At 44.4% G+C, this 20,394-nt stretch carries 17 protein-coding genes; 8 read left to right on the top strand and 9 right to left on the bottom strand.

Translation table 11 applies throughout. The features are described from left to right. Nucleotides 1-385 precede the first annotated feature (385 nt). Nucleotides 386-1,324, bottom strand: coding sequence for a site-specific integrase (locus AB3G73_RS10440; protein WP_148365041.1), 939 nt, complete (start codon nucleotides 1,322-1,324; stop codon nucleotides 386-388). A gap of 116 nt (nucleotides 1,325-1,440) precedes the next feature. Next, complete coding sequence (locus tag AB3G73_RS10445; RefSeq protein WP_148365042.1) at nucleotides 1,441-2,067, bottom strand: HU family DNA-binding protein; 627 nt, start codon at nucleotides 2,065-2,067, stop codon at nucleotides 1,441-1,443. A gap of 356 nt (nucleotides 2,068-2,423) precedes the next feature. Between AB3G73_RS10445 and AB3G73_RS10450 the strand changes: the two genes are divergently transcribed. Next, nucleotides 2,424-4,877, top strand: coding sequence for a glycoside hydrolase family 2 TIM barrel-domain containing protein (locus tag AB3G73_RS10450; RefSeq protein ID WP_367744800.1), 2,454 nt, complete (start codon nucleotides 2,424-2,426; stop codon nucleotides 4,875-4,877). A gap of 89 nt (nucleotides 4,878-4,966) precedes the next feature. Beyond that, nucleotides 4,967-6,442 (top strand): beta-glycosidase, encoded by a 1,476-nt coding sequence (locus tag AB3G73_RS10455; protein WP_367744802.1) that lies wholly within the window; start codon nucleotides 4,967-4,969, stop codon nucleotides 6,440-6,442. Nucleotides 6,443-6,565: 123 nt separating this feature from the next. Here the strand turns inward: AB3G73_RS10455 and imm9 are convergent, their stop codons facing one another. The 3 genes from imm9 to ppk1 all read right to left on the bottom strand — a co-directional run bounded on the left by imm9 (nucleotide 6,566) and on the right by ppk1 (nucleotide 11,968). Next, on the bottom strand, nucleotides 6,566-7,072 hold the full coding sequence (gene imm9 / locus AB3G73_RS10460; protein ID WP_148365045.1) for an Imm9 family immunity protein: 507 nt from the start codon (nucleotides 7,070-7,072) through the stop codon (nucleotides 6,566-6,568). Between the two features lie 234 nt (nucleotides 7,073-7,306). Then, nucleotides 7,307-9,556 carry an inorganic phosphate transporter gene (locus AB3G73_RS10465; RefSeq protein ID WP_148365046.1) on the bottom strand — a complete coding sequence of 750 codons (2,250 nt, stop codon included), beginning with the start codon at nucleotides 9,554-9,556 and terminating at the stop codon, nucleotides 7,307-7,309. A gap of 234 nt (nucleotides 9,557-9,790) precedes the next feature. Continuing rightward, on the bottom strand, nucleotides 9,791-11,968 hold the full coding sequence (ppk1, locus tag AB3G73_RS10470) for a polyphosphate kinase 1 (protein ID WP_195650048.1): 2,178 nt from the start codon (nucleotides 11,966-11,968) through the stop codon (nucleotides 9,791-9,793). A gap of 55 nt (nucleotides 11,969-12,023) precedes the next feature. Here ppk1 and AB3G73_RS10475 point away from each other — a divergent pair, with 55 nt between their 5' ends. From AB3G73_RS10475 to rfbB, 3 genes are all read left to right on the top strand, one after another. Then, nucleotides 12,024-12,521: a metallophosphoesterase gene (locus AB3G73_RS10475; protein WP_148365048.1), complete on the top strand. Its 498-nt coding sequence runs from the start codon at nucleotides 12,024-12,026 to the stop codon at nucleotides 12,519-12,521. A gap of 152 nt (nucleotides 12,522-12,673) precedes the next feature. After that, complete coding sequence (gene rfbA, locus AB3G73_RS10480; RefSeq protein ID WP_297284556.1) at nucleotides 12,674-13,543, top strand: glucose-1-phosphate thymidylyltransferase RfbA; 870 nt, start codon at nucleotides 12,674-12,676, stop codon at nucleotides 13,541-13,543. A gap of 21 nt (nucleotides 13,544-13,564) precedes the next feature. Next, on the top strand, nucleotides 13,565-14,704 hold the full coding sequence (gene rfbB / locus AB3G73_RS10485) for a dTDP-glucose 4,6-dehydratase (RefSeq protein ID WP_148365049.1): 1,140 nt from the start codon (nucleotides 13,565-13,567) through the stop codon (nucleotides 14,702-14,704). Nucleotides 14,705-14,787: 83 nt separating this feature from the next. Here rfbB and AB3G73_RS10490 read toward each other — a convergent pair whose 3' ends face one another. Continuing rightward, a complete protein-coding gene (locus AB3G73_RS10490) occupies nucleotides 14,788-15,681 on the bottom strand; it encodes a 1,4-dihydroxy-2-naphthoate polyprenyltransferase (RefSeq protein ID WP_195650047.1) in 894 nt (297 codons plus the stop codon). Between the two features lie 88 nt (nucleotides 15,682-15,769). On the opposite strand from AB3G73_RS10490, the gene AB3G73_RS10495 reads away from it, so the two are divergent. Next, entirely contained in the window at nucleotides 15,770-16,831 is a 1,062-nt protein-coding gene (locus AB3G73_RS10495) for a metallophosphoesterase (RefSeq protein ID WP_148365050.1), read from the top strand. On the opposite strand, the gene nadD is transcribed toward AB3G73_RS10495, so the two are convergent. From nadD to AB3G73_RS10510, 3 genes are read right to left on the bottom strand one after another with little or no spacing between them, the layout of a single operon-like run. Beyond that, nucleotides 16,766-17,401, bottom strand: a complete 636-nt coding sequence (gene nadD, locus AB3G73_RS10500) for a nicotinate (nicotinamide) nucleotide adenylyltransferase (RefSeq protein ID WP_258981587.1) — start codon at nucleotides 17,399-17,401, stop codon at nucleotides 16,766-16,768. The genes AB3G73_RS10495 and nadD overlap by 66 nt on opposite strands. 18 nt (nucleotides 17,402-17,419) lie before the next feature. After that, nucleotides 17,420-17,986 (bottom strand): guanylate kinase, encoded by a 567-nt coding sequence (gene gmk / locus AB3G73_RS10505; protein WP_234133018.1) that lies wholly within the window; start codon nucleotides 17,984-17,986, stop codon nucleotides 17,420-17,422. A gap of 43 nt (nucleotides 17,987-18,029) precedes the next feature. After that, a complete protein-coding gene (locus AB3G73_RS10510) occupies nucleotides 18,030-18,911 on the bottom strand; it encodes a YicC/YloC family endoribonuclease (protein ID WP_320975186.1) in 882 nt (293 codons plus the stop codon). Nucleotides 18,912-19,000: 89 nt separating this feature from the next. On the opposite strand from AB3G73_RS10510, the gene tsaB reads away from it, so the two are divergent. Both tsaB and AB3G73_RS10520 read left to right on the top strand, forming a co-directional pair. Beyond that, nucleotides 19,001-19,690 (top strand): tRNA (adenosine(37)-N6)-threonylcarbamoyltransferase complex dimerization subunit type 1 TsaB, encoded by a 690-nt coding sequence (tsaB, locus tag AB3G73_RS10515; RefSeq protein WP_148365054.1) that lies wholly within the window; start codon nucleotides 19,001-19,003, stop codon nucleotides 19,688-19,690. A 36-nt stretch (nucleotides 19,691-19,726) separates the two neighbouring features. Next, on the top strand, nucleotides 19,727-20,338 hold the full coding sequence (locus AB3G73_RS10520) for a DUF4290 domain-containing protein (protein ID WP_148365055.1): 612 nt from the start codon (nucleotides 19,727-19,729) through the stop codon (nucleotides 20,336-20,338). Nucleotides 20,339-20,394: the final 56 nt, after the last annotated feature.

The following is a 20,394-nucleotide window of genomic DNA, read 5'->3' on the forward strand; positions in this document are numbered from 1 at the left end:
ATACAATTAATAAATAAAAAATTTGTTTGTACTAATTCATGATTTATTTCGCTTCACTCCCCCTCTTCCCGTTACTTTGTAGGTAACGGGAAAACCCTTGTGCCTGCTCTTTTGGAGTAGTCTATACTAGAAAATAATACGATATATGACGAATCTTCTTACCCCTGCTTATGAGAAAAAGTAGAGGGGCGGGAAATCTATTGCAAAATTTAGACGTTAACAAAGTTCTAAGACAAAGAATCCACGTGTTCTTCTGTGTTTATTCCTATTTTGAGTAGTTTATTAGAAAAAATGTACGATTTTGTTTGGATGTTTTAAGAAATATGCTCATATTTGCAGCGTCTTTTCTTCCCGTTACCTACAAAGTAACAGCACTAAAAATCAGCTACTTGCCACAAGCATAGATCCTTTTCAGCGAAGACAGAATCGTCACATTCGCTTCATCTATTTTCTTATTCTTAAAAGGTTTTAGATAAGTCTCTGTGACAATAATGGATGAATGCCCCATCGCCTCTGAAATAATGCCTGGATGTATCTCGCAATAATATGCCATTGTAGCCCAGGTATGCCGAGCCGTATACGAGCTTAAATCAGAAGTCAATGCAAGTACTTGTTTCAGCAACAGAAGTTGATAGTTAAAATTACGCAAAGCTATCTGATATTCCCTGTAGGTAGCTTCCGTACTCTCTCTGCCAGTCAGTATGGGAAAAAGATAAGGAGAAGCAGAATCGGTGTTCATATACTTTTTCATCAGTTTCATAGTTTCCGGCAGAAGCGTCACGGTCAGAAGCCTTCCGGTTTTTCTACGACGATAAGTGAGTACATTCCCCACTATATCCTGCTTTTTAAGATACGCAAGATCTACGAACGGCATACCACGAAGCATGAACATTAAGAAAAAGTACGCGCGCGTACGTTGCAATTCTCCTCTTCCCTGATGAATTTGTTTGGGAAGCTCTTTCATCAGCCGTTCCATATCCTCCTTTTCCAGTGCACGCTTCCTATCGGCACGCGTCCCTGTATAGACATACCGGAAATGATGCGGTATATAAGACGCCATCCGACGGTCGACCGCACGGTTGTATACCGCTCTCAACGTACGCATATAGGTTGAAACCGTGTTCCAGCTACACTCCTTTTCCCGCAAATACGTTTCAAAACTTTTAAGAAACTCCTGATTCACTTTCTTGAATGGCAGATTCCTGCTCCCGTTAAATGCAATGATAGCATTCATGCTACTCCTGTAAACATGAGCAGTTCCATAGTTCCCACTTTTTCGAAGCCCTTCAGCTACTTCCTTCATAAATGAAATCAAATTCCCCATTTTTATTAATTTTAGTTATCACTCAAGCATGTCCCTGAAGAAAAGCGCCCTCACCGCAATTCCCCCCAATGCTCTTTATTCCAAATCTCAACATATCATCATACAAATATAATGAATTATGTTTTCTTTATATACACCCGATGTGTTCCTCTGCCATCAATCCCGATGCCGGAACCGGGTGTATACGCCCACTGGCGTAATTCATTGGTAGCCGCTGTACGCAGCAAACCTGTCAGTTTCCGGTATTCGTAGACCGTCAGAAAAGGATGTTCCTCCAGATATCTAACAGCCAATGCAAGTCGTTGCTCCGGTGTATACTTCTGTGAAGAACGTTGCGACTTCCACGGAGCCCTTTCCAGCAGACATCTTCCATTGATACGCCTCATCATCTTCCTGTCTACACGAAAGTTCACGTTTCCCACCACAATGCTTCGTGCGTTACGATGGGTTTCACCCTCTCCGGCCTTTTCGCGTTCTTTATCTTTGCATAACGCCAACGAAGGAGAGAATGTTCCGATGCCATCCAGCTTCACAGACTTGCCTTCTGCCATCTGATGTGCCATCTCAATACCTATCTGTGTAATTACGCCTTCCACATCTCCGACGTTAAAACCACTGCTGGATGCTATCTGACGTATCAAATCCTCGGTAGATACCTGTTCCATCATTGCAAACCGCGGATAAAGTACCTGTTCGCCCGTTCCATGAATATCGGGCATTTCTTCCATTATATACATTGCCATAATACTAAAGTTTATTTGAAATATTGATTACTAATAGAAAACTTACTCGCTATAGGTAGAAAACTTGTTCTCCCCTAAAGGAAAAGTTATTTTTCCCTTAGGGCAAACTAAAACCGCAAGTTCCGGTTTTATAACTGAAACTTCTGATTACATAATCAAAAGTTCCGGTTTTATAATCAGAACTTGCGGTTATAGTTTTCTTACTAACAAAGATACGTTTTCCTGCCGGAACAAGCAAGTTTAATCCCTATGAAAAGGAAGTTTGATACATTTGTTGCAGCATCTTGTTACATTTCTATTCCTCACATCACCTGTCACGCTCCTATCTTTGCCCATTATTAAACAAAGAATAGGAAATGATGAATAACTACTTCGAATCTTCTGTAAGGCTACTCGCTCTTTTAGTGTTAATACCCTGCTTTATTGCTGAAAGTTCCGCATCGGAACGTAAAGTCAGCATAAATGAGAACTGGAAGTTTTACCGGGGTTGCATTGCCAATGCCGAACAGACATCTTTCAAGGACGCTCAATGGAGGATACTCGATTTACCTCATGACTGGAGCATGGATCCTGTGCCCGTACAAAGAGAAGGTATAACAATCGGTCCTTTTTCACGCATGAGCGTAGGCGGGGCAGATACCGGACAAACCGTAGGAGGTGAAGGATGGTATAGAAAAGAATTCACCATACAGCCGGAAGATGCCAATAAGATTATTTCCCTTTATTTTGAAGGAGCTTATAACCAAACAGAAGTCTGGATAAACGGGCAGAAAGCCTGTTTTAATCCTTATGGATATATCCCTTTCAAAATCGACATCCATCCATACTGCAACGCTCCCGGCATTCGGAATATAATAGCCGTCAAAGTGGTGAATGAAGGTCTGAACAGTCGGTGGTATGCCGGTTCCGGCATTTACCGGCACGTATGGCTAATGAAAACGGACAAAGTACATTTGGACGAATGGGACACTTTTATAGATGCTTCCAAAGTAGAAGGTAAAAAAGCAACGGTTGATCTTCACTCCATTCTACATAACTCCGGCAAAGAAAAAGTGACCGCCCATCTGAAGATTCAGATATTTTCCCCACAAGGGGAAGAGGTTTATTCCACTACTCAACCAGTCAATATATCCGGTGAAACCAATATCCCCATTTCCCTCACTTTTGATATAAAAAAGCCGGAATTATGGTCGGTAGATACTCCTAGTTTATATACCGCACATCTATCCTTGAAATCTAAGAAGCTATCTGATGAAATAACCGTTCCTTTCGGAATACGAACCGTCGAATTCTCCGCAGAAAAAGGATTTCTATTAAATGGGAAACCGCTGAAATTAAAAGGTGGTTGTTTGCATCATGACAATGGTTTATTAGGTGCCGTAGCTATCAACAGGGCAGAAGAACGCAAAGTAGAGCTAATGAAAGCAAATGGTTTCAATGCAGTCAGATGCTCGCACAACTTACCGTCGGAATATTTTCTACAGGCATGTGACCGACTGGGATTGCTAGTGATTGATGAAGTATTCGATCAATGGCAACAAGCAAAACGCCCGCAAGATTATCACCAATTCTTCGATGAATGGAGTGAACACGATATAGCTACCATGGTGCGCAGAGACAGAAACCATCCTTCTATTATCATGTGGAGTATTGGCAATGAAATAGCTGAACGCGCCGACGAACCCACTGGAGAGATCATAGCCCGGAAACTAATTGCAACCATTCACCGATATGATACAAGCCGCGCCACTACCGCTGCTGTTAACTCGTTTTGGGACAGAAGAGATTTCAGTTGGGAGAAGGATTCGGAAAGGGCTTTCCGGAACCTGGATATCTCCGGTTACAATTATCAATGGAAGGAATATGAAAAAGATCACGCACGATTCCCGCAACGGATTATGTACGGCAGTGAATCGGTGCCCAAAGAAGCAGCACAGAACTGGAACCTGATCGACAAGAATTCCTATCTGATTGGAGATTTTGTCTGGACTGCCCTCGACTATCTGGGTGAAGCCGGTCTGGCACATACTCTCGAACTTGCTCCGGGAGAACACAGTCCGCAGTTTATGGGATGGCCGTGGTATAATGCATGGTGTGGTGACATTGACTTCTGCGGAGACAAGAAACCGCAATCTTATTATCGCGACATTCTTTGGAAAAGACGTGATATTTCATTAGCAGTACAACCTCCCGTAGCCAAAGGGAAAAGAGAAGATATCAACTACTGGGGATGGAAAAACGAATTCCTTAGTTGGAACTGGAAAGGATACGAAGGCAAAACGATGGCAGTACATGTGTATAGTCGTTCCCCTAAAGTAAGACTTTATTTGAATGACAGGTTATTGGGAGAAAAAGAAGTCAATCCCGATACCTATACGGCTTCTTTCGAGGTTCCCTATGAACCGGGACAACTGAAGGCTGTCAACTTGAAGGGAAAGAAAGAAACGACATCGACTGAACTTTACACAACCGGAATTCCGGCAATGATACATTTGACAGCCGATCGTATGAAAATAAAGGCAGATAAAAATGACCTTTCATATATAAAGGTTGAAATATTGGATAAAGATGGAAAGTTAATACCTGACTGTTCCATTCCTTTGGAAATTAAATCTACCGGAAAAGGGTCCGTCATTGCCGCAGGTAATGGAAGTGCGGATGATATGAAAAGCTTTCGTTCCTTAAAGCCGAAAACGTTTCGGGGAAAAGCAATTGCTATCGTTCAGCCAAATGCAGAAAAAGGGACGATCACTCTTACTGTTTCAGCAAAAGGATTGCCGGAAGCGGCTATTGTCATAGAGACTTATTAATAAATCAATCTTGATTAAGGATACACAGTTGAATGTACTGCATGAGATTGTTTAAACAGTAATATAAAAAATATAAGAACAGGAGAAACATGATTAAGAAAACCACCTTATTAAGTAGTTTATCCATTGTGCTGTCAATGGGGACTATGAGTGCGCAATCCTATGAATGGATTAGCAGTACGGAAAATAACACATGGCAACAGTCTAAAGTCAAGTTGCAGACAAATACCGGGTGCACTCCCCTACTCGAGGTCAACGGTTCGGAGAATGGAACTGTCTTCAAAGCTTGGGGAACATGCTTTAATGAACTCGGATGGGATGCACTCAACATGCTTCCACGGAAGCAACAGGAGATTGTTCTTCAACAGTTGTTTGCTCCCGGAGGAGATCTGAAGTTTACCATGGGACGCTTCTCCATGAATGCCAACGACTACGCCCGCGACTGGTACAGTTGCGATGAAGTATCCGGTGACTTCCAATTGAAGCATTTCAATATCAATCGGGATAAAACAACGTTGATACCTTTTATCAAAGCTGCACAACAGTATAATCCGGATATGACTTTCTGGATGTCGCCATGGTCGCCTCCTTCCTGGATGAAAATCAATCACTACTATTCAGTTCGCAGTGACCGTAATCAAAATCAGATGTCGCCTCTGTCTGATGTAGCACTTTATGAGGATAGTAAAGAAAAGAACACACAGGTATTTCCACAGCAGTTGGCTGTAAATGATTACTTTATTCAGGATCCACGTTATCTGCAAACCTATGCAAACTATTTCTGTAAATTCATCGATGCTTACAAGGAACAAGGCATCCCCATCTCCATGATTATGTTCCAAAATGAGTCATGGAGCTACACCAACTATCCGGGTTGTGCCTGGACGGCAGAAGGTATTATCCGTTTCAATGCAGAGTACCTCGCTCCTACTCTGAAAAAGCAGCATCCGGAAGTAAAGTTATATTTAGGAACAATCAACACCAACCGTTATGAGGTGATCGATCAGGTGCTTTCCGACCCACGAATGCCGGAAACAATAGAAGGAGTCGGCTTCCAATGGGAAGGCGGACAGATTTTACCCAAACTCCGCGCCAAATATCCGCAATACAAGTACGTGCAAACGGAAAGCGAATGTGGTTGGGGCTCTTTCGACTGGAAAGCAGCCGAACACACTTTCGGACTAGTGAATCATTATCTGGGTAATGGTTGTGAAGAATATACTTTCTGGAATGCTATTTTGTACGACGGAGGTTTCAGCGGATGGGGATGGAAACAGAATGCTTTGATTCATGTGGATTCAAAGACAGGGACTGCGACCTACACTCCCGAATATTATGCGGTAAAACATTACAGCCATTATGTAACACCCGGCTCGAAAGTGCTGGCATATAAAGATAGAGGAGATAAGATGCCGGTAATGATCGTCATGACTCCACAAAAGAAACAGGTGGTGATAGCCGGTAATTTCAACGAAGAAGCCAAAGAGCTTACTGTGAAATTAGGTACTCGCTATTTGAATGTAACCTTGCAACCTCATTCTTTGAACACTTTCATAGAAAAGTAGAAAAACAGAGCTGCCGCAAAGAGTCTAAATTCAATAATCGACGACTCTTTACGGTAGCACATAGCTATGTTAGTCCCTTGTCTATGCCACTAAAATTGATTTTATTTTACGATTTGGCTACTATTACCGCTTCTTTACTTTATATCCTTTCAGGGTAAAACCGACTTCAAACAGGTTCAAAAGGGCTATCCGAATATTATCTTCTATATAGGTTTCCATATTATCATATTTTGCAAAGTAGACGGGAAGCAGCCTGTTATTCCTCCTATAACTTTCATCCGGTGTTTTACCGGTAAAACGTTCTTTCTTCTTCACCCCCCAACGGACGGTTTTACTACAAGGAAGAGGTATACCTATCGTTAACACTTTTTCTTTAGTTGCCGTATCGGTGATTCCATGTTTCCAGATACTGATATGGCTGGCTCCCAAATAAGTGCCGATATAAAGGACAACGGTCAGCGTCCAATCGTCCAAAGCCTCATCGGTTTGAATGCCATTCACCAAATCAGAGAAATAGCCTTCAACCATTTCTCTGTCAAAACAGTTTAGTTCAGGCCATTCACATTTCTCAAACAGTTGATGCACATTGACAGGAACCAGTAAAGTGGTTATTTCTAACTGATATTTCATTCATTTCGTTTTTATATCATTGCATCTAAAATCGTCTCAATTATCTTATCGACTATAAATATACAATTTTACCAGATCAAATACTAAAGAGTAGAGCTTTTTTTAAACCTATTTCTGAAAAAGAAAGGACTGTTTGACACCCTTTACTTATGTAAACAGGGTTTATCAAACAGTCCTTTCCTTGCAGATTATGATTCGTCCATTTTTCAGTGGACAATCCTTGTTTTTTTGTCCTTACGGCATTTCTGTTTCCATCTGGAATTTACGGCTTACTTTCATCAAATTGATGGTGTAAGTGACTACATTCTGTGCTTCCTGAACCATCGTGAGATACACCATGCTCACCCGGATGCTTCCTGATTGGCTTTGAATACGTTGCAGTTCCTTACGTTTCAATACTGAAAGTTGTCCGTTGAGGTCGTTGGCACGACGGATTTCTTCTTCGAGGTCATTGTACTCGTTGTTTTCCATTTTCTTACGACACTGCTGAATCAGATAGGTGATATCTTCGGTCACATCGCTGAATTCGCCTTTCTGAATGGCATCCAATGGGTTGAAATTGTTGTCGGTATGTTCGAGGCAAGGTTCACAGAGGCGGGAAATACTGTAGACCAATTCGCTGGCGAAGTCGTTGCCTTGATAGTAATAAAGTCCTTTTTCGAGTACGGTGTTATTATCGAGACGGCACATAGCGACGGTGCCCGAACGTTTCATCTGTTTGATGAGCTGTTTCTCAAATTTAGTGGACCCCATGGCGCGACGTAATCCTCGCAGATTTTCATGAAGGAATGAAGTGACAGTCAGTTCGAAATTTGTTTCTGCGTATTCCAATACTTTGGAAAGTTCTTCGCGGGTGTGCTTACGCATCAGTTGCAGGGCTTCTGTACTGTCTGTGGCTTGCATCAGTTGTTTCAGCGTTTCGTTACCTTGTTCTTTCGCTTTGCGTTTCTTGTACATCACCTGACTACGGATCAAGATGAATACAGCTATACCGATGAGGGCGATGATTGAGATGTTGCCTCCATAATGGAGTACGAGAGCTACGAAGAAACAGATGGTGAAGGCGGCTCCGGCAGTGATGAACCAGCCTCCGATGACGCTTAATACGCCGGTGATACGGTAAACGGCTGAATCACGCCCCCAGGCGCGGTCGGCCAGGGAAGTACCCATAGCTACCATAAAGGTTACGTAAGTGGTGGAAAGGGGAAGTTTCAGGGAGGTTCCCAAGGCGATGAGCAGGCCGGCCAATACCAGGTTGACAGAAGCGCGGACAAGGTCGAAAGCGGCTCCGTCGGCTATGATTGCTTCGTCTTTGCGGAAGCGGGAGTCAAACCATTTTTTGCTGCCGTCCGGCATTATTCGGGAGATTCCGTTGGCAAGTGTCATACTGATGCGGACTACTGTGCGGGCGATCGGGGTGCTTCCGAATGCTTCTTCTCCTTCATCTTGACGGGAAAGGTCGACAGATGTTTTTATTACGGCGTGTGCTTTTTTAGAGGTGCAAAGGGCGTAGACCATGACGGCTCCGGCTCCGATAAGAAAATACCACGGGGTTTTAGCGGGGCCCAGCAAAGAGGTCATCAGGAAGCCGTTCGGATTTCCTGCTCCATTGGCGGTATAGTCCATAAAAGAGGAGAAACCTGCGAGGGGAACACCGATAAAGTTGACAAGGTCGTTACCGGCAAAAGCAAGGGCAAGGGCGAAGGTTCCCATCAGTACGACGACTTTGAAAACATTGATTTTCATCCAGTGAAGGATTTGCATCAGTACGGTGGAGAATACAAAGAAAACGGTGATTAGCATCAGGGTGTTGTCTTGTATCCAGTGTTTGTTTTCGGGAGTCATGAAGGAGCTGTCTTTCAGTCCTTTGATGAGCATGAAGTAGATGATGGCAGTAGTGGCTACTCCTCCAAAGAGGGCGATGCTGTATTTCATCTTTTTCGTATAGTTGAAGGTGAAGATCACACGGGCAAGCCACTGTACAAGCATTCCGAAGAAGAAGGCGATAGCGACGGAGACGAAGATCGCCATAATGACGGAGAGGGCTTTGTCGGTGTTGATGAGGTCTCCCAAAGCAAGGGTGTCGCTATTGTGTACTTTGATGAGGGAAAGGGCGAACGTTCCTCCGAGTAGCTCAAAGACTAATGATACGGTGGTGGAGGTGGGCATCCCCATAGAGTTAAAGACGTCCAACAGTACTACGTCGGTCAGCATGACGGCTAGCAGAATGCACATGATTTCGGCAAAGTAGAAGTGCTCTGGTTGGTAGATGCCGTGACGAGCGATGTCCATCATTCCGTTGGACAGGGAGGCGCCGATGAAAATGCCGATGCCGGCTATGAACAGGATGGTTTTGAACGAAGCGGCCTTGGCGCCTACCGCCGAGTTCAAAAAGTTGACTGCATCGTTACTGACTCCGACTATCAGATCGAAAACAGCTAGTACAAAGAGGAAGATGATAATGCATAAATAAATAGTCTCCATAATAAATATATGTGTATGTTGTTTCCGGTTGCAAAGGACGGGATTTGACGTTGCAGGGAGGTGTCATATATGTTACATTTATATTACAATCGTCTTTCTTTTGTCTTGAAACAAAAGAAAGAAGCAAAGAAAAAAGTAGGCCGGAGAGGCGTGCGGGGGCTGCAGGTTGCCGGGCTTGGGGCACGGGTATGGGATTCTTATGTTAGTTAGTTAGTCAGTTAGTTGGTTGGGGGGTTAGTTATTTGTTTTGTTTAGCCAGTCATAGAAGGTGTATTGGGCTCGTACAGCGGGAGTGCCGGGCGTTCTTTTTTTGAAGATGTTTCGCAGGTTGTTGTCTACCCAGCAGGCTTTTTGGTTGTCGGAGAGCTGGATGTTGAGCATTTCGATGAGGCCGTCACGCAGGTCGGGGGAAAGAATGGGGGTGACGGCTTCGATGCGACGGTAGAGGTTACGACGCATCCAGTCGGGGGAGCCCATGAATACTTTGGGTTTGCCGTCGTTACCGAAGTACCAGATACGGGCGTGTTCGAGGAAACTGTCTACAATACGGGTGACACGGATGTTACGACTGTATGACTGTCCGGGGATGAGGCAACAGATTCCACGAACGATGAGGTCGATTTGCACGCCGTGTTCGGATGCTTCGTAGAGGCGGTCGATCATGGTGGGGTCTTGAAGGGCGTTCATTTTGAGGATGATGCGTCCTTGCTTGCCTTGATCGGCGAGGGCTATTTCACGGTCGATGAGGCGGTTCAGCTCCGGGATGAGGTTGAAGCGGGCGACGAGAAGGGTGGTGAACTTCGGGTCTTCTTTGCCTTGCAGGGTGCGGAAGAGGTTATAGAGGTCGGCCACTATCTTCGGACGGCAGGTGAAAAGGCCACAGTCGGCGTAGAGAGTGGCGGTCTTTTCATTAAAGTTACCGGTGCTGATATAGGCGTAGCTGGGTATTTTTTCACCATTCGGTCCGCGGCGGCGGATAAGAGCTACTTTGGCGTGTACTTTCAGACCGGGTATGCTGTATATTATTTTAATGCCGGCGGCTTGCATCATTTCGGCCGTGGCAAGGTTGTTTTCTTCGTCGAAACGGGCTTTCAGTTCCACAAATACAGTGACTTTCTTGCCGTTTTGGGCGGCGGCTATCAGGGTGTTGATGACGGCGGAATTTTCGGCTACGCGGTATTGGGTTACCATGATTTCACGGGTTTCCGGGTTGTGCACGGCTTCATATAAGAAATGGATGAAGTGCTCGAAAGAGTGATAAGGGTAATATAATAACAGGTCCTTCTTGGCGACGTGATTGAAGATGGATTCTTTTTCGTCAAGGATAGTCAGCTTCATTGGCTTCGGTTTTTCGAGGCTGTGAAGAGATTTGTTTGGGTTGGGAAGATGACGCAGGTCTTCAAGATTCAGGTGCTTGTCGCCGGGGACAAGTTCATCGCGCTGAATATGGAAGGCGTCTACCAGAAAGTCCAGAAAGTCATGAGGCATACCACGGTCGTAGACGAAACGGCAGACGTCACCGATCTTGCGTTTCTTCACTTTCTTCTTGAGTTGGGCAACGAGGTCGGCACTGCTGGCGGTGTCGTCAATCAATATGTCAGCGTCACGGGAGATTTTGATGCAGTAGCTGGAATCAACGTCGTAACCGGGGAAAATCAGGTTGAGGTTTGCCTTGATTATATCTTCGGTAAACATCAGGTAATGATTTTTCTCGCGGGATGGAAGTTCGATGAAGCGGGGTACTTTGGCGTAGGGCTGCTTCATTACGAAGTAAAGGGGCTGCCGATATTCTGTTACATTTGTATCTGCTCCATCACTTTTTCTTCGAGTTATGCGTTCTTCTGTATATTTTTCTTTGTTAATAGATTCTTCTGTTTTTTCTTTATCTTCTTTCCTTTCGTCTTTTGCTTCTTTCTTCGGATAGACTCGTATCGCCAGATAAAGTCGGTTATCTCGTAGGAAGGAGACTATTTTATCTTTGGATACAGGCACAGGTTGCAGGTAGGGAAAGATTTCTTCCCGGAAAAAGTCTTTAATAAACTGCTGGTGGAACGGTTCGACATGGCTGTCCTGATAAAAAATAATGTGGTTTTTGCGCAGGGCAGGTAATAGTTTCTCTTCATAAATGCGTACACGGTCATCCAACTGGCGAGTGACTTCTTTATTGATTTCTTCTACCAGTTCACGGGCGGATTGTACGGTTTCTTCATCGCTTTCCGTAGCACCGGAGGCAACTGCTTTATGATCGGCTACCCGGATTTTGTAGAATTCTTCGAGGTTGGAAGAGTAGATAGAGATGAAGTTGATACGTTCGTAGAGCGGCAGACGCTCGTCCAGAGCCTCCAACAATACGCGATAATTGAATGAGAGCCAACTGATATCTCGCTTGAAATAATTATATTTGCTTTCCATGTGCTTTAAGATTTTTCCAAATATAGTATCTTTGTGGGATTAAACAAAGAAATTTATGACAAGAATTGGATTATTATCTGATACTCACGCTTACTGGGACGAGAAATATCTGGAATATTTTGAACCATGTGACGAAATTTGGCATGCCGGAGACATCGGTTCGCCGGAGGTAGCGGAAAGGCTAGCCGCCTTCCGTCCATTCCGGGCGGTATATGGAAACATTGACGGGCAGGAAATCAGAAAGCTGTATCCGCAAATAAACCGTTTCACGGTGGATGGTGCAGAAGTACTGATTAAACATATCGGCGGTTATCCGGGGAAATACGACCCTTCCATCATCGGCAGTCTGATGACACGTCCGCCCAAACTTTTTATCAGCGGACATTCTCATATATTAAAGGTGAAATATGATAAAACGCTGGATATGCTACATATTAATCCCGGAGCTGCCGGCATGTCCGGTTTCCACAAGGTGCGAACTTTGGTACGTTTTGTTATCAATCAGGGGGCCTTTCAGGACTTGGAAGTCATCGAGTTGGCGGACAAGTTGTAATACTGTGCCAATATGATAATGTGATAATGTGCCAATTGGCTGAGTTATCACTTAATTGACACATTACCATATTGAAATATTAGCAAATTATTTTTGTCCTTTCAGATTTCTTTCCGACCTTTGCACACTGTTAATGAATAACTCAGACGAACATGAAAGGAATTATTCTAGCCGGTGGTAGTGCCACCCGACTTTATCCGCTCTCCAAAGCGATTTCCAAACAAATCATGCCTGTGTATGACAAGCCGATGATTTATTATCCGTTGTCAACACTTATGTTGGCAGGAATACGCGAAGTGTTGATTATTTCGACTCCACGCGATTTGCCGATGTTCCGCGACTTGTTGGGAACGGGTGAGGAACTGGGTATGTCTTTCTCCTATAAAATTCAGGAACAACCTAACGGACTGGCACAGGCTTTCGTATTGGGAGCCGATTTCCTGAACGGCGAACCGGGCTGTCTGATTCTTGGGGATAATATGTTTTACGGACAGGGCTTCTCCGCCATGCTCCGCCGGGCTGCCAATACAGAAAAGGGCGCCTGTATCTTCGGTTACTACGTGAAAGACCCACGCGCTTATGGTGTAGTGGAATTTGACGAACAGGGAAAAGTGATTTCACTGGAAGAAAAGCCGGAAGTGCCGAAAAGCAATTATGCCGTTCCGGGACTTTATTTCTACGATGCCAGTGTGACAGAAAAAGCAGCGGCTCTTCGTCCTTCAGCACGTGGAGAATATGAGATAACAGACCTGAACCGTCTGTATCTGGAAGAAGGTACATTGAAAGTGGAACTTTTCGGACGCGGATTTGCATGGCTCGACACGGGTAACTGTGACAGTCTGCTGGAAGCTTCCAACTTCGTGGCCACTATTCAGAACCGGCAAGGTTTCTACGTCAGCTGCATTGAAGAAATAGCCTGGCGTCAGGGATGGATTCCGACGGAACAGTTGCTTCTACTGGGTCAAAAACTCGAAAAAACCGAGTATGGGAAGTACCTTATCGAATTGGCTAAACAATCCTAAAATCAACATAAAGAATAAAATATGAAAACTTATCTAGTGACCGGTGCCGCAGGATTTATCGGGGCAAATTACATCAAGTACATCTTAGCCAAACATAACGACATCAAAGTCGTGATATTGGACGCTTTGACGTATGCAGGTAACTTAGGAACGATTGCCAAAGACATCGACAACGAACGCTGTGTCTTTATCAAAGGAGACATTTGCAACCGCGATGTGGTAGACGGTCTTTTTGCTGAGTATCGTTTTGATTATGTAGTGAATTTCGCTGCCGAGAGCCACGTGGACCGCAGCATTGAAAATCCGCAGCTGTTTCTGATTACCAACATTCTCGGAACACAGAACTTACTGGATTGTGCACGCCGTGCATGGGTAATGGGGAAAGACGAACAAGGATATCCGACTTGGAGAAAAGGTGTACGCTATCATCAAGTATCTACCGATGAGGTGTATGGTTCATTGGGAGCCGAAGGATATTTCACAGAAACAACTCCGCTTTGCCCTCACAGCCCGTACAGTGCTTCTAAGACAAGTGCAGACATGGTGGTAATGGCTTACCACGACACTTATAAAATGCCGGTGACGATTACCCGTTGCTCCAACAACTATGGTCCGTACCACTTCCCGGAAAAATTGATTCCGTTGATTATCAAGAATATCCTCGAAGGAAAGCATCTTCCCGTTTACGGTGACGGTAGCAATGTGCGCGACTGGCTTTATGTGGAAGACCACTGCAAAGCAATCGACCTCGTTGTGCGTGAAGGTCAAGACGGAGAAGTGTACAACGTTGGCGGACACAACGAGAAGACAAACCTCGAAATCGTGAAACTGACAATTTCGACTATCCACCGTCTGATGGCAGAAAATCCCGAATATCGTCAGGTTCTCAAAAAGAAAGTGAAAGACGAAAACGGCGATATTTCAATCGACTGGATCAACGAAGATCTGATTACTTTCGTCAAAGATCGTCTGGGACACGACCAACGTTATGCTATCGACCCTACCAAGATAACAAATGCCTTAGGATGGTATCCCGAAACTAAATTCGAAGTCGGCATCGTAAAGACAATCGAATGGTATTTAGCCAACCAAGCTTGGGTGGAAGAAGTTACCAGTGGAGATTATCAAGGTTACTACGAAAAGATGTACGGGAAAAATTAAGAATTAAAAATTGAGAATTGAAAAATAATACTATTGCACAGCATTATAAGCGCAGCCATTTCTCAATTTTTAATTCTCAATTCTCAATTTATCAACATTCCTATTGCAATAAGAACACCCATAAGCAGCATATTACGCGAAGTCTCGCCTAATATGCTGTTTAATTTTTTACCGCTGTATATTTTCACCATCCGTTTCCAGGTAAGGAAATGAGGGATCAGATAAAGTTGTGGAAGAAAAGCGGCGTAGAAATGACCTTCACGGAGGAAACACAGGCAGAGAAGAGAAGCAGTAATCCCCAACATCAAATAAAAATAGCGACCGAATTTCTCGCCGAAACGAACGATCACTGTCCTTTTTCCACTGCGTGCATCCGCTTCGCGGTCACGATAATTATTGACTACCAACAAGGTATCGATAAGCAGTCCGCAGATTAAAGAGGCAATAGTGACATCCGGTGTCCAAGTTAGCGCCTGTACGTAATATGTTCCGCCTACGGGTACAAAGCCGAAGAAGACAATCACCAATACATCTCCCCAACCGTTGTAAGAAAGAGGATAAGGACCGGTGGTATAAAGAAAGGCAAATAACACACAAAGCACTCCTACGATCATCAATTCCCACCCGGCAAAAAAGAGTAACGTACAGCCGATAAGGCAGGCAAGAGCAACCGTAATAATAATCCCGGTTTTCATCGCTTGCGGAGAAATCCATCCTTGCGCACAAGCACGTTCGGGTCCTAACCGGTCTTCCCGGTCTGTTCCTTTGAGGAAGTCGAAAAGGTCATTGATGAAATTAGCGGCAATCTGCATCAGACTTGCAAACAGACAGCAGATCAGTGCAGGCAACCAGTGAAAACGTCCGTCCATTGCAGCAAGAGCAGTACCGATCATAACCGGGGTTATGGCCCCTGTCAGCGTTTTGGGACGTGCAGCTAATATCCATGCTTGTAGCGAGTTACGTTTTACTTCTTCCATACTTTAATATATTATAAATAGTTTTGACGGACAAAGATACATGATTTTTCGTATCTTTGCACCCCGAAAAACTTCAAACTAAGAGAAGATGAAGAAAATAAAAACAATCTACCCTGTTATCCTGTTGACATTACTTTTGTTGGTTTCCTGTAAGTCGAAAAAGAATATGGTGGCTACCTTGCCACGCCCTGTTTTAAATTCAGATTCTATTTATCCGGATACGGCTAATGCCATAGCCGGGGTATTCTCCCCCGACCACTCACAACTCAAAGAGCTGAATATTTCTAAAAACAAAAAGCAGAATACAAAGAAAAAGACTTCTACCGATACACACGAATCGTCAGACCTGGTACTGCGGGGAACAAAAATCACTTCTTCCAACGTAAATGTATCTTCTGTCTATACAGGAGTGGATCGTGTAGTAAAATATGACTTTACCCACCGCGATGTTCCCGAAGCCTTTGAAGGTTTCCGTATCGCTTTCATTTCCGACTTACACTACAAAAGTCTGCTGAAAGAGAAAGGGCTGAACGACCTTGTCCGCCTGTTGATTGCTCAAAAGGCTGATGTGCTTCTGATGGGTGGTGACTATCAGGAAGGTTGTGAATATGTGGAACCTTTGTTTTCTGCGCTGGCACGCGTAAAAACACCGATGGGAACTTATGGAGTAATGGGCAATAACGACTACGAACGTTGCCACGATGATATTGTGAATACAATGAAACACTACGGAATGCGTCCGTTAGAACATGAAGTAGATACGCTTCGTAAAGACGGGCAGCAAATCATTATCGCCGGAGTGCGCAATCCTTTTGATCTGGGGCGCAACGGAGTATCACCTACTCTGGCACTCTCTCCCAAAGATTTTGTCATCTTACTGGTTCACACCCCGGATTATATCGAAGATGTTTCAGTAGCTAACACCGACCTTGCCCTGGCAGGACACACCCACGGTGGACAAGTCCGTGTATTCGGAGTTGCCCCGGCACTTAACTCACACTATGGCAATCGTTTCATCACGGGACTGGCATATAATTCTGCAAAAATACCTTTGATTATAACAAACGGAATAGGAACCTCCAAATTACCGATTCGCGTCGGCGCTCCGGCAGAAATCATCGTTATTACTCTTCATCGATTGACAGAGTAAACTGATAGTCTCCCAGACCTTTGGATGCACAAAGTATCGAACATCTTTCCCTGCATCCAGTGCTTCTCGAATAAAAGTAGAACTGATTTCAAATACAGGGGAATGAACGAGACGCACCGTTTCCGGCAATTCCTCTTCTTTGACGGGAAAACCGGGACGGGGGTAAATAAGAATCTGATTCTCTTTTATGATACGTTCGGACTGATACCAATATCCAAAACGTTCCCAATTATCGGAACCGATAATGAAATAAAACTCGCGGTCGGGAAATGCCTCGCGCAGTTTCTCCAACGTATATACGCTATATGAGGGACGAGGCAAATGAAACTCAAAATCTGAAGCCTGAAAACGAGGATAGCCACTGATACTCAACTTTACCAGTTCGAGACGTAATTCATCATTCCATAACTTCTCCTGTGCTTTCAAAGGGTTCTGCGGACTCACCATAAACCAGATCTCATCCAACCCTTCACACTCGCAAAGATAATTGGCTAAAGCAAGATGCCCGATGTGAATCGGATTGAATGATCCGCTGAAGATTCCGGTTTTCTGTTTTTTCATTTGTATCATCCCGCCCTAGTAGTTCTCCTACAAATTCAGAAACTCTTTGATTACTTTCAAAGCTTCCGCTTTAGCAGCCTCCAAATCGTCATTGACAATCACACAATCGAATTGCGGAGCAAAACCCAATTCATATTCCGCTTTAGCGATGCGACTTTCAATCACTTCCGGCGCATCCGTTCCGCGTCCTTCCAACCGACAGCGTAATTCTTCCACCGAAGGCGGCTGGATAAACACCGACAACGCACGATCACCATAAAACTTCTTGATATTGCATCCGCCAACCACATCTACGTCAAACACCACATTCTGACCCGCTTCCAATTGCCTTTCTACCTGCGCTTTCAGCGTTCCGTAATAACGGTCCTTATACACCTCCTCATACTCCAGAAATTCGTTGTTCTCAATGCGTTGGCGAAATTCTTCCGGTGTAAGGAAGAAATATTCAACCCCATGCTGCTCCGTTCCACGCGGAGGACGGCTGGTAGCAGAAATTGAAAACGCTAAATTCAAGTTCCGCGTCAGCAGATAATTGATAATAGTAGATTTGCCCGAACCCGACGGAGCAGAGAAAATAATTAGCTTACCGGTCATAAGTTTAATGAAGAATTAAGAATTAAAAATGATAGATACTGTTTTACATCACGTTCAGCACCTGTTCCTTAATCTGTTCCAGTTCATCCTTCATCTGAACTACGATCTTCTGCATTTCAGCATGATTGGACTTGCTGCCTAACGTATTGATCTCCCGACCCATTTCCTGGGCGATAAAACCAAGCTTTTTACCTTGTCCGCTACCCCCTTCCATCGTACTGATGAAATATTTCAGATGGTTGCTAAGGCGTTGTTTTTCTTCGTTGACATCCAGCTTTTCGATGTAGTAAATCAACTCCTGTTCCAGACGATTCTTGTCATAGTCTACGCTTAACGTCTTTTCGAGAGCATCAGTGATGCGTTCCTTCACTTTCTCTACACGTTCTTTCTCGTAAGGAGCAATCTGTTCGAGCAAGCTGTTGATGTTGGCAATCTTCTCACGGAACTTCTTCTCCAATGCAGCCCCCTCCTGTTTGCGGAAATCAACCAAATGACTGATGGCTTCAAGTATGGTAGCGTGCACCACGCTCCATTCCTCTTCCGTCAGTTCCTGAATTTCCGTTTTCGTCATCACGTCCGGCATGCGGAGTAATAGTTGGAGCCAGTCTTCCGGTGCGGGACAAGGAATCCCCAGTTCGCGACTTATCGAATCCAACTGGCTATAATAACTTTTCAGCAGCTCCTTATTGATGGGAGCAGCATCCGCACCCTCCTTCTTCTCTATCCACAGGCTGAAGTCAGCTTTTCCACGTTCCAGAACTTTAGAAATCTCATTACGGATTTCAATCTCTTTTTCACGATACGCCGGAGCGATGCGAGTGGACAAATCCATTGCCTTGCTGTTGAGCGACTTGATTTCTACATTTATTTTTTTATCAGGAAGTTCGGCCGTAGCTTTACCGTATCCTGTCATAGACTGTATCATAACCTTAAAGTTTTGTGCAAAAGTACACGAATATTTTAAGAATTGGAAATAATCATGTAAATTTGCGACAATTTAATAAGCTGATTTTTATGTCGTGTATACTGAATATTGAAACCTCTACCTCTGTTTGCTCGGTAGCGGCCAGTCAAGACGGACAGACGATTTTTGTGAAAGAAGACTTGAAAGGCCCTTCACACGCCGTGTCTTTAGGAGTTTTTGTAGATGAAGCATTGTCGTTCATAGACAGTCATGCCATCCCTTTGGATGCCGTTGCAGTGAGCTGCGGACCGGGTTCGTACACCGGACTCCGAATCGGGGTTTCTATGGCGAAAGGAGTTTGTTACGGGCGCAATATCCCCTTGATCGGTATCCCGACGCTGGAAGTATTGAGTGTTCCGGTGCTGTTGTATCACGACTTGCCCGAAAATGCTTTGCTTTGTCCGATGATCGACGCCCGCCGCATGGAAGTATATGCAGCCGTTTATGACCGTCGTCTACAAGTGAAACGTGCAGTTGCCGCCGACATCGTAGATGAGAACTCTTATCTGGAGTACTTGAACGAACAACCGGTTTATTTCTTTGGAAACGGAGCCGACAAATGCCGCGGACAGATTACGCATCCGAACGCACATTTTATCGACAATATCCATCCGTTGGCTAAAATGATGTTCCCACTGGCAGAAAAAGCAGTGGCCGATGAAGACTATAAAGACGTGGCTTACTTCGAACCTTTCTACCTGAAAGAATTCGTTGCCTCCATGCCGAAAAAACTTCTTTAATTTTTTAATTTTTAATTCTCAATTTTTATTTAATAAATGCAATACAATACTCAACAGAAAAGAATGCCGCTTCCCGAATACGGACGTAGCATCCAGAACATGGTAGATTATGCGTTGACCATTCAGGATCGTGCAGAACGTCAGCGTTGTGCCAACACCATCATCAACATTATGGGAAATATGTTCCCCCATTTGCGTGATGTACCCGATTTCAAGCACAAGCTTTGGGACCACCTGGCTATCATGTCCGGTTTTGAGCTGGATATTGACTACCCGTATGAAATCATCCGCAAGGACAATCTGGTGACCCGCCCGGACCATATCCCCTACTCCACTGCCCGTATGCGTTACCGTCACTACGGACATACGCTGGAAATACTGATAAAGAAAGCGATCGAATTCCCCGAAGGAAACGAAAAGAGAAACCTGATCGCCCTTATCTGCAACCACATGAAGAAGGATTACCTGGCATGGAACAAAGATACAGTGGACGACAAAAAAATTGCCGAAGACCTGTACGAACTGTCCAACGGGGAACTCCAAATGACCGACGATATCGTCCGGCTGATGGCAGAACGCCTGAACCAGAACTACCGTCCGAAGACGAACTATACCAACAATCGTCAGAACAATAAGAGAAGATATTAAAATAAGTATTAGGTATTAAGTATTAATCGAGGTTGCTTATTGGCGTTTGAGACTTG

The organism is Bacteroides sp. L008 (assembly GCF_040812255.1).
Classification (GTDB): domain Bacteria; phylum Bacteroidota; class Bacteroidia; order Bacteroidales; family Bacteroidaceae; genus Bacteroides; species Bacteroides vicugnae.

What these genes read in the sequence shown, in the direction of transcription:
- AB3G73_RS10445 (WP_148365042.1), bottom strand. Translation starts at nt 2,067, where the DNA reads ATGGCAATGTATATAATGGAAGAAATGCCCGATATTCATGGAACGGGC.
- rfbA (WP_297284556.1), top strand. Translation starts at nt 12,674, where the DNA reads ATGAAAGGAATTATTCTAGCCGGTGGTAGTGCCACCCGACTTTATCCG.
- AB3G73_RS10495 (WP_148365050.1), top strand. Translation starts at nt 15,770, where the DNA reads ATGAAGAAAATAAAAACAATCTACCCTGTTATCCTGTTGACATTACTT.
- imm9 (WP_148365045.1), bottom strand. Translation starts at nt 7,072, where the DNA reads ATGAAATATCAGTTAGAAATAACCACTTTACTGGTTCCTGTCAATGTG.
- AB3G73_RS10475 (WP_148365048.1), top strand. Translation starts at nt 12,024, where the DNA reads ATGACAAGAATTGGATTATTATCTGATACTCACGCTTACTGGGACGAG.
- AB3G73_RS10490 (WP_195650047.1), bottom strand. Translation starts at nt 15,681, where the DNA reads ATGGAAGAAGTAAAACGTAACTCGCTACAAGCATGGATATTAGCTGCA.
- gmk (WP_234133018.1), bottom strand. Translation starts at nt 17,986, where the DNA reads ATGACCGGTAAGCTAATTATTTTCTCTGCTCCGTCGGGTTCGGGCAAA.
- AB3G73_RS10440 (WP_148365041.1), bottom strand. Translation starts at nt 1,324, where the DNA reads ATGGGGAATTTGATTTCATTTATGAAGGAAGTAGCTGAAGGGCTTCGA.
- AB3G73_RS10465 (WP_148365046.1), bottom strand. Translation starts at nt 9,556, where the DNA reads ATGGAGACTATTTATTTATGCATTATCATCTTCCTCTTTGTACTAGCT.
- nadD (WP_258981587.1), bottom strand. Translation starts at nt 17,401, where the DNA reads ATGATACAAATGAAAAAACAGAAAACCGGAATCTTCAGCGGATCATTC.
- AB3G73_RS10520 (WP_148365055.1), top strand. Translation starts at nt 19,727, where the DNA reads ATGCAATACAATACTCAACAGAAAAGAATGCCGCTTCCCGAATACGGA.
- ppk1 (WP_195650048.1), bottom strand. Translation starts at nt 11,968, where the DNA reads ATGGAAAGCAAATATAATTATTTCAAGCGAGATATCAGTTGGCTCTCA.
- rfbB (WP_148365049.1), top strand. Translation starts at nt 13,565, where the DNA reads ATGAAAACTTATCTAGTGACCGGTGCCGCAGGATTTATCGGGGCAAAT.
- tsaB (WP_148365054.1), top strand. Translation starts at nt 19,001, where the DNA reads ATGTCGTGTATACTGAATATTGAAACCTCTACCTCTGTTTGCTCGGTA.
- AB3G73_RS10450 (WP_367744800.1), top strand. Translation starts at nt 2,424, where the DNA reads ATGATGAATAACTACTTCGAATCTTCTGTAAGGCTACTCGCTCTTTTA.
- AB3G73_RS10510 (WP_320975186.1), bottom strand. Translation starts at nt 18,911, where the DNA reads ATGATACAGTCTATGACAGGATACGGTAAAGCTACGGCCGAACTTCCT.
- AB3G73_RS10455 (WP_367744802.1), top strand. Translation starts at nt 4,967, where the DNA reads ATGATTAAGAAAACCACCTTATTAAGTAGTTTATCCATTGTGCTGTCA.